General features: G+C 44.1%; 10 protein-coding genes. 9 read left to right on the top strand and 1 reads right to left on the bottom strand.

The features are described from left to right. Positions 1–11 precede the first annotated feature (11 nt). The 9 genes from B3317_RS00405 to B3317_RS00365 all read left to right on the top strand — a co-directional run bounded on the left by B3317_RS00405 (position 12) and on the right by B3317_RS00365 (position 15,929). A complete protein-coding gene (locus tag B3317_RS00405) occupies positions 12–1,970 on the top strand; it encodes a RagB/SusD family nutrient uptake outer membrane protein (RefSeq protein ID WP_291107246.1) in 1,959 nt (652 codons plus the stop codon). Positions 1,971–1,997: 27 nt separating this feature from the next. After that, positions 1,998–2,840, top strand: coding sequence for a DUF3823 domain-containing protein (locus tag B3317_RS00400; RefSeq protein WP_291107243.1), 843 nt, complete (start codon positions 1,998–2,000; stop codon positions 2,838–2,840). Positions 2,841–3,030: 190 nt separating this feature from the next. Further along, positions 3,031–5,292 (top strand): GH92 family glycosyl hydrolase, encoded by a 2,262-nt coding sequence (locus B3317_RS00395; RefSeq protein WP_291107240.1) that lies wholly within the window; start codon positions 3,031–3,033, stop codon positions 5,290–5,292. Between the two features lie 15 nt (positions 5,293–5,307). After that, positions 5,308–7,050 (top strand): family 43 glycosylhydrolase, encoded by a 1,743-nt coding sequence (locus tag B3317_RS00390; RefSeq protein ID WP_291107237.1) that lies wholly within the window; start codon positions 5,308–5,310, stop codon positions 7,048–7,050. Between the two features lie 12 nt (positions 7,051–7,062). Then, a complete protein-coding gene (locus tag B3317_RS00385; RefSeq protein WP_291107234.1) occupies positions 7,063–8,385 on the top strand; it encodes a glycosyl hydrolase family 28-related protein in 1,323 nt (440 codons plus the stop codon). A 9-nt stretch (positions 8,386–8,394) separates the two neighbouring features. Next, positions 8,395–10,764, top strand: coding sequence for a TIM-barrel domain-containing protein (locus B3317_RS00380; RefSeq protein ID WP_291107232.1), 2,370 nt, complete (start codon positions 8,395–8,397; stop codon positions 10,762–10,764). A 114-nt stretch (positions 10,765–10,878) separates the two neighbouring features. Beyond that, positions 10,879–13,548, top strand: coding sequence for a glycoside hydrolase family 3 protein (locus B3317_RS00375; protein ID WP_291107229.1), 2,670 nt, complete (start codon positions 10,879–10,881; stop codon positions 13,546–13,548). Then, positions 13,545–14,942 carry a GDSL-type esterase/lipase family protein gene (locus B3317_RS00370; protein ID WP_291107226.1) on the top strand — a complete coding sequence of 466 codons (1,398 nt, stop codon included), beginning with the start codon at positions 13,545–13,547 and terminating at the stop codon, positions 14,940–14,942. The genes B3317_RS00375 and B3317_RS00370 overlap by 4 nt, the downstream gene beginning before the upstream one ends. A gap of 21 nt (positions 14,943–14,963) precedes the next feature. Further along, positions 14,964–15,929: a family 43 glycosylhydrolase gene (locus B3317_RS00365; RefSeq protein WP_291107224.1), complete on the top strand. Its 966-nt coding sequence runs from the start codon at positions 14,964–14,966 to the stop codon at positions 15,927–15,929. A gap of 168 nt (positions 15,930–16,097) precedes the next feature. Here B3317_RS00365 and B3317_RS00360 read toward each other — a convergent pair whose 3' ends face one another. After that, positions 16,098–16,550, bottom strand: a complete 453-nt coding sequence (locus B3317_RS00360; RefSeq protein ID WP_291107221.1) for an RpiB/LacA/LacB family sugar-phosphate isomerase — start codon at positions 16,548–16,550, stop codon at positions 16,098–16,100. Between the last annotated feature and the right edge of the window lie 136 nt (positions 16,551–16,686).

Raw genomic sequence — 16,686 nt, 5'->3', positions numbered from 1 at the left:
AACCGAGCATCATGAAAATAAAGAAAATATTATTTACAGCTTTAATAGGCTTTCTTGTCACTTCCTGTTACGACCTGACCCTGGAGCCTAAGGGAGTTATGGGAGAAAGCGAATTATTCGGCAGCGAAGCCGGGGCGAAAATGTTCTTCGCGGGGCAGTATACCTTTTTGCCAATAGAAGAGTTCCTCTATATGGCCCGGAACGAAGATACTCCTTATCGTAAGGGTAACGGAAACGATCCTTGGGGCACCTGGGAGGCGATGAAAAATAACTTGCAGAATATGAGCGGCGAATTCGTCAACTCCTGGATGCAGATAAATAATGACGGGGCCGATTATTGGCCTTACGACTATATCCGCGAGTTGAACTCCTTCATTACGGCTTTTCCGAACTATAAAGCAAATTTTTCAACCGAACAAACATATAATAATTTATTGGGCGAGGCGCATTTCCTGCGTGCTTTCTATTATTTCGGGATGGCGAAACGTTACGGAGGAGTACCTATTATTAAAGAAGCACAAAACCCTGATGATGATCCTCAAACGTTGGCCGTACCCCGCAATACTGAATACGATACATGGAAATTTATCCACGACGATTTGCAGTTTGCCATAGATAATATGTCGGGACCCGGGACTGACGGCACAACCCGAGCCAATAAATACGTTGCCGCAGCGCTGATGTCGCGTACCATGCTGTATGCCGGAACCATAGCCAAATATTCGCAATATCTTGGTTACCAGAACGAGGCCGCTTACCAGCAAGGATTTGTCGGTATCGATCCGTCGAAAGCTTCCGAATTTTTCCAGTACTCATACGATGCAGGCAAGATTGTGGAACAGGGGCCGTATGCCTTGTATACAGCCAAATATCCGGATAAAGCAGCTAATTTCGCATCATTATTCCTGGACCCGGCTTCTACCGAGAATATTTTTATCAAGTCATACACGATGGACGCCCACGACGGCGAGCCTCAGAAGACCTTCCTTATACCGCACTCATGGGATGCGGGGATGTCGCCTACGCCGTCTATGTCGAGCTTTGTAGGCAGCCAGAGTTATCCTGCCCTGGATTTGATGCGTATGTATGATTTTCCGGAAATCGTTAACCCGGATGGTACACCGAAACGTTTCGCCAAACGCGGCGATATCCGCGATGGCATGGAACCACGTATGCGCGGCTGCATGTTTTTCAACGGCGATGAACTGCGCGGACAGACATTCGAAATCGGGCGTGGCCTATACAAAACCTTCACATGGAAAGCTACCGACGTGAAGGACGGCAACGACACCGAAGCGCCTAACATGAATGGCAACCGTGTGGTAAGTAACTGGGGCGATAGAAGTCAAATGTATGAAGGAATCTACATTATCCCAAAACATGGGACGCGCAATAACGAAGGCGGTGAAAACAATTGCCTTACCGGCGCATTTGTGCGTAAATATGTAAATCCGGATATGCCGGTGGATAAGGTTAGAGAACATGCCAGCGTACAACCGTGGATTGTATTACGCTTAGGCGAAATCTACCTGAATACGGCGGAAGCATGTTATGAGCTAGGTAAAAAAACAGAAGCTTTCGATTACATCCAAAAGATACGCGACCGCGCAGGCTGTAAAGATATACGCCCTTACAAGGCCAGTCCAGCTGATCTGAGCTCGACATACGGTTATCCGATTGATGAGAACCTGCAGTTTATCCGCGACGAACGCTATCGCGAATTGTGGGGTGAAAACCAACGCTGGTGGGACCTCCGTCGCTGGAGGGTGGCCGACCGGGTTTATGACCGATGGACACCAAGGATTCTTTCCTGCTACTACATAATAAACGAAGATAAATATATCTACCTGAACGAACGTGAAATGGGTAACAGGACATGGACGGCCGAAAAGAAGTGCTACTATCAGGGAATTCCTCAGGGTGAAATCAATAAGAACAGTAATCTGTTACCTCAGAATCCACTCCGTTAATTTAATAATCGATAATTTGAATAAAATATGAAAAAGATATTATATTTATTTGGAATAGCCCTTTGGGGTCTGTCTTCCTGTACATCTATCGACAACTGGGATGAGCCCGATTGTACTTTCTATGGTACGGTAATCGATTCCTACACCGGAGAGCCGTTACTCGCATCCCAAAACGACTGGCAAATCCGTATTTGGGAAAGAAGTTGGACAGGACAGGAAGGCGGTGCTACCGACAAACAAGATCTGCGGATCAAACAAGACGGTACATACCAGAATACCAAATTGTTTGCGGGGACTTACGATATGCTTCCTTATGACGGGCCTTTCTGGCCTGTGGACACTGTGAAAAACGTGAAGCTGTCAAGCTCTACGAGACAGGATTTTACCGTTACGCCATATTTGCAGATCATTGATTTTGAAACAGAAGTGGGAACCTGGGATTTTGGTACACAAGAGGTTCCTAACATTCAGCCGTCACTGACCATGTACTTCAGGATAAAAGCTCCGCGCAGAGATGGGCTTCCGAATATTCGCGATATACAGGGCTTCATTAGCCGTACTATATTCTGTGGAAATGGGACAGACAGCCGCATCGACATCGCCGAATACAGGGATCATGTTGATGATAACCCCGCTACCGCATTCGATGAGAGAGGAACCAAGGGCAGAATCGCGACGAACAGGAGTTGGGCCGACGCCTGCAAATGGTTGGACCCGGCTTGGGTAGACAGTGATACCAGTCCGCGCATCAGAATCGGACCGCTTCCGGTTAAATCCGAATATACCTATCATGTACGTGCCGGAGCAAGTACAAACGTCGGAAGCAATAGATTTAACTATTCTCCGATTACGGTGGTTACAATTCCATAGTAATTCTCAATTTGAAAAAACTTGAATAAAGTGTCAACAAAGGATTTATTAATCCGGAATATAAAAATTCCGGATTAATAAGTCTAATTATAATTTATCCGGATATTAATGCAAAATTAATCCTTTTGTTAGTTGGGATAAGTTTCCTTCGTTTTTGTAAAAATAATACCAACTTAATAAATTACTAATTATGAAGATCAGTAATATCTGTTTATTTATCTGTATCCTTATTTTATCAGCTTGTACATCAATAAACAATGATAGTACAAACAAGCAGCCGGTCGACTATGTAAACCCTTACATGGGGAATATCAGCCACTTGCTTGTACCCACCTATCCTACCATCCACCTGCCAAACAGCATGCTCAGGGTATATCCCGAACGGGCCGATTTCACGGGTGATGTAATCAACGGACTGCCATTGATTGTAACCAGCCACAGAGGACGTTCGGCATTCAACCTTAGCCCTTATCAGGGCTCCGAAGAAAATATAAAACCTGTCATTGCATATAGTTACGACAGGGAAAAACTGGCTCCATACCACTACGAGGTAGATCTGGACGACCAGCAAACGCATATTCAATATGCACCTTCACATCAATCAGCCATTTATCAGATTGATTATACTCAAACTGACTCGCCTGTTTACCTGATACTTAATTCCAAAGACGGAGAAATCAAAGTAGATGGAAATACAGTTAGCGGATATCAAAAACTTGAAAACAATACAAATGTCTATATATATCTGGAAACAGAGCAGACCCCTATACAATCCGGCACATGGAAAGATAACGCAATCGATGAGAGCCGGAAACAAGCTCAGGGCAAGAATTCTTTTGTCGTTTTATATTACGGCGACAAGGCGCAAACTATAAACCTTCGCTATGGTATTTCATTTATCAGCGAAGAACAGGCAAAGAACAACCTGCAAAGGGAACAAAAAGATTATAACGTAAAACAACTCGCCGACAAAGGCCGCGCGATTTGGAATGAGGTTTTAGGTAAAATTAAGGTGAATGGAAGCAACGATACAGAGAAAACCGTATTCTATACATCTCTGTATCGTTGTTATGAACGTCCGGTTTGCATCAGTGAAGACGGACACTATTTCAGTGCTTTCGACGGAAAGGTACACGAAGACGGAGGCAAACCATTCTATACCGACGACTGGATCTGGGATACTTACAGGGCTACCCATCCTTTGCGCATACTCATCGAGGCAGAAACAGAAGTAAACATCATCAATTCATACCTGCTGATGGCCCAACAGATGGGTGACAACTGGATGCCTACATTCCCCGAAATCACCGGAGATTCGCGCCGGATGAATTCGAATCATGCCGTAGCTACTGTTATAGACGGTTATACTAAAGGGCTGAAAGGCTTCGACCTTGAAAAAGCATATATCGCCTGTAAAAAAGGTATAGAAGAAAAAACTCTAATTCCGTGGTCGGGTGCGCCTGCCGGATGGCTCGACGAATTCTATAAAGAACATGGCTATATTCCAGCCTTATATTCGGGAGAGAAGGAAACTGTAGAGAACGTAAATTCGTTCGAGAAGCGCCAGCCTATCGCCGTCACTCTCGGTACGTCTTACGACCAATGGTGTCTCTCTCAAATAGCTAAAGCATTGGGCAAAACGGAAGAAGCCGACTACTACCTGAAATGTTCTTATAATTACAGAAACGTTTATAATGCCGAAACAGGATTCTTCCATCCTAAGGATAAAAACGGAAAATTCATCGAACCGTTCGATTACCGCTATTCGGGAGGAATGGGTGCACGTGATTATTATGGGGAAAATAATGGCTGGGTTTACCGCTGGGATGTTCCTCACAATGTAGCCGACCTTATCAGCCTGATGGGCGGAAACGACCAATTTATCGCTAATCTGAATCGTACATTCGTAGAACCGCTGGGTAAAGGCAAGCCTGAATTTTACGGACAACTTCCCGACCATACAGGCAATGTAGGACAATTCTCGATGGCAAACGAGCCGAGCCTTCATATCCCATATTTATATAACTATGCCGGACAGCCATGGAAGACGCAAAAACGTATTCATACATTGCTGAAACAATGGTTCCGCAATGACCTGATGGGCGTACCCGGAGATGAAGACGGCGGTGGTACTTCTGCTTTTGTCGTATTCTCTATGATGGGCTTCTATCCCGTAACCCCGGGAATGCCTGTGTATAATATAGGTAGTCCGTTTTTTGCAAATGCTAAGATGACAATGAGTAACGGTAAAGTATTCGAAATAGAAGCTCAGAACTATTCCGACGATAATAAATACATCCAGTCGGCAACATTAAATGGAAAAGACTGGAATAAACCTTGGTTCAGCCATTCGGATATAGAAAACGGAGGTAAACTTATACTTGTCATGGGTAATAAACCGAACCGGGATTGGGGAACTAATGACGTCCCACCTTCTGCCGGAAAATTATAATTAAATTATAAAAGCATGTATAAAATACATTCATACATATTATTTTTTTTAGGTTTATTCATTCTTTACAGTCCTTTTTCTAAAAGTCAGACTAATAGTGGAAACAGGCAAATAATAGCTAATCCCCTTAATCTGAATTATCGATTCCAGTTCGATGATCCAACACGGAGGGAAGCTGCCGACCCTGTCATAGAATACTTTAAGGGAAAGTACTATTTATTCGCCTCTAAGTCGGGGGGATACTGGAGTTCCCCCGATTTAAGCGAATGGACTTATATTCCGTGTAAATCTATTGAAACCATTGAAGGCTACGCACCCACCGTTCTTGTGCACAACGATGCGCTGTATTATCTGGGTTCAGGTACTCCTAAAATATTCAGTACTACCAATCCCGAAGAAGACAACTGGGTAGATACAGGCAGTCAGTTTAATCACGGAATGACTGATCCTGCTTTTTACAAGGACGATGACGGAAAGGTCTATCTTTACTGGGGATGCTCCGATGTAGATCCTATAATGGGTGTCCGGGTTGACCCTGACAACGGGTTTAAGGAAATAGGTGAAGCAGTCGTACTCATCAGGCATAACGGTGATAAATACGGATGGGAAGTACCGGGAGTAAATAATGAAGAAGCCCGTACCGGATGGAATGAAGGCCCTTGTATTATCAAACACAAGGGTAAATACTACCTGCAATATGCTGCGCCGGGGACACAATACCGCATTTATGGCGATGGATTATATATATCCGATAATCCTCTGGGCCCGTACACTTATGTAGAAAGCAGCCCTTTCTCTTTCAAACCCGGAGGATTTATCGGCGGTGCAGGACACGGCCATACATTCAGGGACAAATACGGAAATTACTGGCATGTGGCTACCATGACTATCTCGGTAAGGCATATGTTTGAACGAAGAATCGGATTATTCCCTGCTTATATGTCGCCTGACGATGTATTACATTCCCATACCGTGCTCTCCGACTATCCTTTCTATATTCCCGGTAGGAAAATAGATATGGAAAAAAATGACTGCTCCATGTCATGGAATATATTATCCTATGGCAAAACAATTACGGCATCTTCGTCCCTGACAGGATACGAACCGACAAAAGCAAATGATGAGAAAATAGAAACATGGTGGGCTGCTGCTTCGGGTAAACCGGGTGAATGGCTACAAACCGACTTGGGCAAGCCGATGACTGTAAATGCTATTCAGATAAACTTTGCAGATCATAACTTCACGATGCGAGCTCCGGAAACATATTCCTACCAGTATATCATAGAGTGCTCAGCAGATGGCGCCGACTGGGAAACAATCGTCGACAGAACTTCCAACAATAAGGATATGGCACATGAACTTATTCTCCTCGATAGCCCACAGAAAACAAGATATATCCGCATAAAAAACACAAAAAACGTACCCGGAAATTTCTCATTATACGATCTCAGGATATTTGGAAACGGACAGGGAAAGCTACCGGAAAAAACTCCTGATATCCGCGTTGAAAGAGATGCCGTAGATAAGAGAATAATAAGACTGAATTGGGACAAAACCGCTGATACAAACGGTTATATCCTCCGATGGGGAGTAAAAAAAGACCAGTTAAGAAATGCAGCAATGATATATTCCGATAATTTCTTTGAAGGACGTTTCTTCAATCGAGATTCGGAGTATTATTTCTCCATGGACTCATTTAATGAGAATGGTATTAATAAAGGAAAGAAGATATATAATACAAAAAATAAAGTTCAATAAATTCTATTTATTATGAAAAAAATAATATTTACACTGCTCTTCATCTTTGGTACAACAAGCATGTCGGCACAGGGATTAAGTAAAAAACAACAGGATGCGGACATCAAGCCTTATCCGGAATCCGTTGATGTTGTTTCTGTTAAGGATTTCGGAGCAAAAGCGGATGGAGTCACAGATGACACGGACGCTATCCAAAAAGCAATGAACTCTTTCGGTAAAAGAGGAGGGACTGTTTATTTGCCTAATGGCACGTATCTGATCGCCGGATCGCTGAATATTCCGCAAGCCGTTACCTTAAAGGGTTCGATAGAATCGGTACCATCGCATAATGGTATCCGCAACGCCGGACTGCCAAAACCGGGTGATGACGGCACAACGCTGCTTATCACCGGCAACAAGGGCAAAGACATAGAAGCCACACCTGCCATAACGATCAATACAAACAGTACCCTGCGAGGTGTTGTGATGTACTGGCCGTCGCAAGACCCTGATAAGATACCTGATGCTTATCCGTGGGGGGTAGCTATGAAAGGTAAAAATCCGGCTCTTCTCGATGTGGAAATGCTCAATCCTTATAATGCTATCGACGCATCGCATAACGAACGCGCCCTTATACGCAATATCAGCGGGCAGCCGCTCCGCAGAGGTATATATGTAGATGCCATCTATGACATAGGCCGTATTGAGAATGTACACTGGAATCCATGGTGGAGTATGAAACCGACGCTTTACAACTGGCAAAGGGAGCATGGTGAGGCTTTCATTTTCGAGCGCACCGACTGGCATTATGTAATAAATACTTTCTGTTTCGGGTATAATATAGGATATAAATTCGGGGCTAGTCAGGGCAGCACAGGTTCATGTAACGGGAACTTCCTCGGAATAGGAGCCGATGCCTGCCATACATCTGTAAAAGTAGAACAGAGCGCAGCTTACGGAATACTTATCACTAACGGGGAATTTGTTGCCCTGAATGGCGATGACCCTACAATGGTGGAAGTAACCGCAGCTAATCATGGAAATGTACGTTTTGTAAACAGCGCATTCTGGGGCCCATGCAATCAGATTGCTAAAGTTAACGGAGAAGGAACCGTAGGTTTCTCCGACTGTATTTTCGTACAATGGGACAGAAACAAGGAGAACAGAAGTGCAATACAGGTAAACGGTGGTTCCATCGTAGTACGTGGATGCGACTTTATGCACGACAGTCCGCAGATTACTATCAGTAAAGACGTACAGCGCGCTATTGTCAGTGAAAATACCATTAAGGGGAAAGTCCGCATAAACAATAATGCAAAGAATACCTATATAACTGGAAATCTAGGTACGGAATAACAACAGGACATGAAGAATTTTATTATAATCCTTATGTTGATGGCTTTGTCTACGCTATTGAGTGCACAAAGCTATCAGCAAACATCTCAAGGTGTAAAAGCTGAAGTCGGCCAGACTACGATTGAGTTACAATTCTATAGTCCTGAGATTGTCAGGGTTTTGAAATATCCTAAAACCGAGAAGATTAATAAAAAGAGTCTTTCAGTAATAAAGATACCGGAAAAGACAGCTTTTAAAACAGACAGGTTTAATAATGTAATTACCCTTTCATCTTCTGAAATAATTGTTACCCTCAACCTGACAACAGGGGATGTACAATTCAATGGATTGGACACCCGTCCGTTCATTGCTGAAAAAAGCTCTTCCTCTCTCTTTACGGACAAACAGTACAAAAGCGGGAAGACCTGTGAGATTCAACAAACCTTCCTGCTGGACAAGCAGGAAGCCATATACGGACTGGGACAACACCAGCAAGGATATATGAATCAGAGAGGAAAAAGCGTACGCCTGCGTCAGATGAATACGGAGATTGCTGTTCCTATTATCCACTCGGTAAAAGAATATGCTGTATTCTGGGATAATTATTCAGAAACCGAATATAAAGACTCCTTCGATGGGATGTCATTAACATCGGTCTCGGGCAAGTGCATCGATTATTACTTTATGTATGGGAAAGATGCGGACGGCACTATCGCCCGGATACGTGACCTTACAGGGCAGGTGCCTATGTTCCCGCTCTGGACGTATGGATTCTGGCAGAGCCGCGAGCGTTATACCTCTCAGGATGAACTGGTAGGCACTGTCAGGAAATACCGCGAACTGGGAGTTCCTCTCGATGGCATCATACAGGACTGGCAATACTGGAGTACCGATAACACGCATTGGAACGCTGTCGAATTCGGAAATCCGGCCTTCCCCAACCCAAAGCAAATGGTGGAGGATATACACGGTCTGAATGCACATGTGGCTATATCGGTATGGCCGTCTTTCGGTCCGAATACCGCTATTCACAAAGATTTGAAAAAAAAGAAACTATTGCTGAACTTCGATACTTACCCCCACAACAATGGGGTAAGAGTATATGATGCATTCAACCCCGAAGCCCGAAAAATATACTGGGATTACATGAACAAAAACATCTTCTCGTTAGGTATGGATGCTTGGTGGCTCGATGCCACGGAGCCGGAGGATAATATCAACGGGGAAACTCTCGACGGAGCTACTTATCTGGGAACTTACAGAGACATCTCCAATGCTTTCCCCATCGTTTCTGTCGGAGGCGTTTACGATAACCAGCGAAAAGTAACTGCGGATAAGCGTGTGTATATTTTCACCCGCTCGGCTTTTGCCGGGCAGCAACGTTATGGTGCAAATTCCTGGTCGGGAGATATCGATTCCAGATGGAGCACCCTGCGTAAACAGATTCCGGCAGGATTAAACTTTTCTCTTTGTGGCATTCCTTACTGGAATACCGATATAGGCGGTTTCTGGGCAGGCAGGGCATATCCCGAAGGAATTAAAGATATCGCTTTCCACGAACTATATGTACGCTGGCTGCAATTCGGTACATTTACTCCGATGATGCGTTCGCATGGAACAAACACCCCGCGGGAAATCTATCAGTTCGGAAAAAGAGGAGACTGGGCCTTCGATGTACAGGAAAAGTATATCAATATGCGTTATAGTCTGATGCCTTATATGTATTCGACAGGACATGACATTACAAATAATTCGGGCTCGATGATGCGCGCTTTGATGATGGATTTTGCAAAGGATCCGAAAGTATATGACATAGACAACCAGTTTATGTTTGGAAAATCTATCCTCGTAACACCTGTAACCGACTCTATGTATGTAAACCGTACACGGGACGGCAGGACGGTCGCCGACTTCAGCGCGGCAAAAATACAAAAAGTGTACCTGCCGAAAGGTGCTGACTGGTATGACTTCTGGACAGGAGAGAAAATCAAAGGAGGACAGGAGATAAGCAAAGCCGCTCCTATCGACATTATTCCTTTATATATAAAGGCCGGCACAATTCTGCCTTGGGGGCCAAAAGTGCAATATGCAGAAGAGAAGAACTGGGATAACCTCAATATTTTCATATATCCGGGCGCTGACACCGAATTTGTTTTATATGAAGACGAAAACAATAATTACAATTATGAGAAAGGTATTTATTCCACAATCAAAATGAAGTGGGACGATACAAACCAAACCCTTAACATAGGTGCAAGACAAGGAGAATTTCCGGGTATGTTATCTAAACGGACTTTCAGAATTACCCTTTTGCCTGCCGGGAAAAGCATCTGGTCTTTACCGGACAAGGCAGATCACCTTATTGTATTCGATGGAAAAGAAATTAACGTTAAAATGTAGTATTAATGCGTAATTAAGCGTGTCTTAATGTTCCTGTTAAGGTTATTTTAATGGAGTAGAAATACTTTTGATTCAGGAAAAATCAACTAAATAGCCTTGATTAAAATTATACCCATGAGAAAGATAAATTACATCTGTGTCGCAGTTTTTCTGCTGCTCCTCAGTGCAGGATGTTCAGACACGCCACGTTACAAAAATGCAAACGCGCCGGTAGAAGAAAGGGTAAACGACCTGCTCTCCCGGATGACATTAGAGGAGAAGGCCGCCCAGCTGGATATGCTTTCAGCGAATGATATACTCGATGGCCCCGATAAGCTTAATGAGGCGCAAGCTATACATTTCATAGATTCCATGTGCATAGGTTCCATTCACGATTTTTATCCTAAAACGGCTGCAATTGCCAATGCAGTGCAAAAACGCGCGATAGAGAATTCCCGTCTGGGAATCCCCGTTATATTTATAGAAGAAGCATTGCATGGCTATCAGGGCGAAGGAGCGACTACATTCCCCACCCCGATAGGTAATTCTTCCTCATGGGATACCATATTGGTAAATAATATAGGCAAAGCCATTGCCGCTGAGGCCCGGGCACATGGCGTACATTTCATACTGGGACCTAATCTGGATCTGGCCCGCGATATCCGTTGGGGACGTACCGAAGAAACATTCGGGGAAGACCCTTACCTTTCGTCACGTTACGCTGTCAGTCTGATAAAAGGAATGCAGGGCAACAGCCTGAAAGATAATAATACCGTTGTTGCCGAACCGAAGCACTTTGCCATACACGGTATCCCCGAAGGGGGAGTAAATACTTCACCTGTCTTTATCGGTGAACGCGAAGCCCGTTCCACACATCTCTATGTATTCGAGAAAGCCGTTACCGAAGCAAAGGCGAAAGGGATTATGGCAGCCTATCACGAAAGAGATGGTGTACCGGCTATTGCCGACCCGTGGCTACTAAAAGACATATTGCGTGACGAATGGAAATTTGACGGATTCGTCGTATCAGACCTAGGTGCGATAGCCAAGCAATATAAAGACCACCATACTGCCGCGTCGGGTGAAGAAGCGATTGTAAATGCGCTCTCTGCAGGGCTGGATATGCAGTTTTATGATTATCCCCACGATGTATTTCAGAATACAGTCGTGCAGGTTGTGAAAGAAGGTAAACTATCGGAAAAAGATTTGGACAGGGCGGTAGGTAGTATATTGAGGGTAAAATTCGAACTCGGACTCTTCGATAATCCATATACTGATGAATCTTTAATAGCAAAAGTATTCCATAGTGAAGAGCACCGGAAATTAGCCCTTGAAGCTGCCCGGAAATCAATCGTATTACTGGGAAATAAAGGCAAAGTATTACCTTTAAAAAAGGACATTAAATCCATCGCCCTTGTCGGTAATCTGGCCAATGTATCTTCGTTAGGAGGTTACTCTCCCGCCGGGGCAAAAGGTGTAACAATATATCAGGCCTTGAAAAAAAGATTCGGCGATAATGTAAAGATCAACTTTGTAAACAGTGATATATCGGAACGCTTCTCAAATATCCCTTTAACGGCTCTGAATCCGAAATCGACTCCCGATAAGAACGGGCTGGATATGGAGTTCTTCAACAATGTCGACTTTAAAGGCTCGCCGGTCTATACGTCTACCGGTGATAACCTGTCTGTTTACTGGCACAATCTGAGTCCCGCTCCCGGTGTGAACTCTGATAATTTCTCCGTACGCTGGAGCGGAACTATCACAGCCCCCGTATCAGGCGAATACGAATTCCAGCTGAATGCCGATGATTATGCACGTGTATCCATAAACAATGAACTCCTTATCGATTGCTGGGGAAATACCAAGCGAAAACAGACAGGCAGTAAGACAATAAGGATGACAGCCGGAAAACCTGTTCCCATTACACTGGAATATGCCGAGATAGAAGATATTGCTTACATCAATCTGAAATGGAGAATGACACAACTCACATCTTCATCTTTGTACAGGGATGTAGCAAATGCTGCTGCCGCTTCCGATGTTACAATAGTTGTAATCGGCGAAACAAACGACGAAGTAGGTGAAAGCCGTGACAGGCAAAACCTATACCCTCATCAAGCCGATCTGGATATTCTCAAAACAGCGAAACAGACCAATAAACCTGTTGTAACAGTAATGCTTACAGGCCGCCCGCTTGTGCTTACGGAAATAGCTGCAAATTCGAATGCCCTTCTTCAGGCATGGTATCCGGGTGAAGCCGGAGGAGATGCTGTGACCGATGTTCTTTGGGGTGACTATAACCCTTCGGGTAAATTATCCATCAGCTTCCCGAAAGAACAAGGCTCGTTACCTATATATTATTCAAAGAAACCATCTGCCAGCCGCAGATATGTAGACGGGAACGGAGATCCACTATATGAATTCGGGTATGGGCTCAGCTATACCAATTTCACCTACTCGGCTCTAAGCATACAACCCGAAAATCCGAAGACGACTGATAATATCACGGTCTCTATCAACCTGAGAAATACAGGAAATATGGATGGGACAGAGATAGTACAGTTATATATAAACGATAAGGTAAGCAGTGTCACTACTCCTGTAAAACTATTGAAGGGCTTCGCTAATGTATTCCTGAAAGCGGGGGAAAGCAAAGAGGTAAAAATCGTATTGACTCCCGAACACCTGTCTTTGATTAATATGGAGATGAAACGTGTAGTAGAACCCGGGGAATTTGAAATAATGGTCGGAAGTTCATCCAGCGACATACATCTTACCCAGAATATAGCCGTAACAAAATGAAATATATTATTAGTCTCTTATTCTGTTTGTTAACAGTAGCTTCTGTTCATGCACAAAAAAGAATTGCATGTGTGGGAGCCAGTATTACCGAAGGTGCGCGTACAACCGACCCGAAGAAGGATTCGTATCCTGCACAATTGGGTAGTTTACTTGGTAATGAATATAAAGTTCTCAATTTCGGGCTTGGAAGCCGCACAATGTTACGTAAAGGGGACTTCCCTTACTGGGAAACCGAACAATATAAACAAGCGCTCGCCAGTAATCCTGATATCGTATTCATCGATTTGGGAGGAAATGATGCCAAAGTTCAGAATCGTATCTATATGAATGAAATGGAAGAGGATTGTATCGATATGATAAAGTCTTTCAGGCAACTGCCGTCTAATCCGCGGGTTATACTGATGCTTCCTTTTGTTTCGTTCGAACCTGATACGATGCAGATATGGGATGCCGTGATTGTGAATAAGATAATTCCGGGCCTCCGCAGGGCAGTCTATAAAGAAGGCATTGAAGTATTGGATATGCATCCCTTACTTATTAACAGGAAGGATTTAATGCCTGATAATATTCATCCTGACAATGAAGGTGCTGCTATCATTGCCCGCAGATTATTCGAACAGGTAACTCTAAAGACAGACAAAGAATTTGATATACTGAGGAATATCAAAGCACCCTATACTACTTCCGATTTCAGCGGATATATATGTGCCGACTTCAAATTAAGAGGACATGAATGCAAAGTGGTAAAGCCCAAAGAAGCCGCACCGGGCAAACCATGGATTTGGCGCACACGCTTCTGGGCACACGAACCTCAGACAGACATAGCCTTGCTCGAAAGAGGATTCCATCTGGTCTATTGTGATGTAGCCGAACTGATGGGAAATAAGGAAGCATTATCCATCTGGTCTGATTTTTATAAGATACTGACCAAAGCGGGATTATCTAAAAAGAGCACAATGGAAGGAATGAGCCGCGGAGCTATGTACTCATTCTGCTGGGCAGCAGCCAATCCCGACAAGATAAGCTGTGTATATGTAGATAATCCTTTGCTCGATTGCCGCTATCTGGCCGACAGGGAAGGCGACTTGGGGGAAATGACAAGAGATTTTATGGCTGCATACGGGCTGAAAACGAAAGATGATATCCGCAATTTCAAAGGTAGCCCTACAGATAAGGTAAAGGAAATAGTAAAAGGGAAATATCCCATACTGATACTCTGTGCCGATCAGGATGAAGCGGTCTCGCCTACCCAGACACTTTTCTTCGAAGAGAAGATCAAGGCCCTGGGTGGTAATATTACCGTAATGATGAAGAAGGGGTTTAAGCATCATCCGCATAGTTTTCCTAATCCTGCGCCGATAGTAGACTTTATACTTAGAGCAACATACAAATAACAATATAATCAAGTTAAGAAAATGAAAAGAACTCTTTTTGCCTTGTGCATCCTCGCATTCACACTGCTACCAACCAATGTTTCCTGTCAGAAAAATCCGTTTATACAACACATGTACACAGCCGATCCGTCTGCACGTGTATGGGCCGACGGCCGCCTGTATGTATATGCATCACATGATATTGCACCCCCGAGAGGTTGCGACCTGATGGACCAGTACCATGTATTCTCTACCGACGATATGGTAAACTGGGTAGACCATGGCGAAATACTCCGTTCAAGCCAGGTACCCTGGGGTAGACCCGAAGGCGGATTTATGTGGGCTCCCGATTGCGTCTACAGGAACGGGACGTATTACTTCTACTTTCCGCATCCGAGCGAATCGAACTGGAACAAAAGCTGGAAAATAGGCGTAGCTACAAGTAAGCACCCGGCAAAAGACTTCGTAGTACAAGGATATGTGAAAGGAATGGAAGCTCATATCGACCCTAATGTATTTATCGATGACGACGGACAGGCTTATATCTATCAGGGAGGTGGAGGCGTTTGTCTTGCAGGTAAACTGAAAGACAATATGATGGAGGTAGACGGAAAACTGCAAAAGATGGAAGGTTTGTATGATTTCCATGAAGCCGCCTGGGTACATAAACGCAATGGCATCTACTACTTGTCATACTCTGATAATCACGATGAAAACTGGAATGACGGAGTAAAAGGTGATAACAGGATGCGTTACGCGATCAGTAAGAGTCCTCTCGGTCCATGGGAACATAAAGGTATCTACATGGAACCCACCAACAGTTATACTAATCACGGCTCGATTGTGGAATACAAAGGACAATGGTATTCGTTCTATCATGACAGTTCGCTCTCCCTTAAAAATGGCGAATTTAACGACTGGCTTCGTTCCATTTGCGTAGATAAGCTATACTATAACGAAGACGGAACAATCCGGATGGTGAAGCAGACAAAAGAGGACTGGAAATAACATTTGGCGTTTAACATTATATTAAATCGCTATGAAAAACACTTTCTCCCTTATTTGTTTTACATCCCACTCATTCTCTTGTACATACACAGGAATCTCACTATCTGTCAGGAATTAGCATACTAAATAGGAGAAGGCAGGATTGTCAATAATCCTGTCTTTTCCTGTTCAGCCATTAATCTTATCAATCCTGCCCTGATGCCTTCCACCTTCGAAGTCGGTATTGAAGAAGACTTCAATCATATCATAGGCCTCTTTCTGAGATACAAATCTGCCGGGCAGAGTCAGCACATTGGCATCGTTATGCATCCTGACCAGCCTTGCGATCTCCGTATTCCAGCAAAGGGCGCTTCTTACATGCCTGTGATGGTTCAAAGCCATGTTGATACCGTTGCCCGTCCCGCAGATGGCGATGCCCTTGTCACACTCGCCGCTGTCGATGGCCTCTCCCAGCCTATGGCCGAAGTCGGGATAATCGACACTATCCGTACCATAGGTACCGAAATCGGTATAAGGAATGCCCTGTTCCCTGAACAGGCTGATGATATATTCTTTCACCGGGTAGCCGGCATGGTCACTGGCCAGTCCGACGGGTTTTGAGGGGATGGGAAATAAGCTCATTTATTCTAAGGTGCTAATTATATAATGTGCCAATGTGCCAATGGCATGAAGACTCTGGAGTCCCATTGGCACATTGGCATATCGGCTTATTAATTCATTATTTCAGGTACTCCTTCACCTGGTTATATACATTCTC

It is taken from the genome of Dysgonomonas sp. UBA7710 (assembly GCF_002482385.1).
In the GTDB taxonomy this organism is placed as follows: domain Bacteria; phylum Bacteroidota; class Bacteroidia; order Bacteroidales; family Dysgonomonadaceae; genus Dysgonomonas.
Note: the sequence above shows the minus strand (reverse complement) of the source record. Positions and strands in the feature narration are given on the sequence as shown.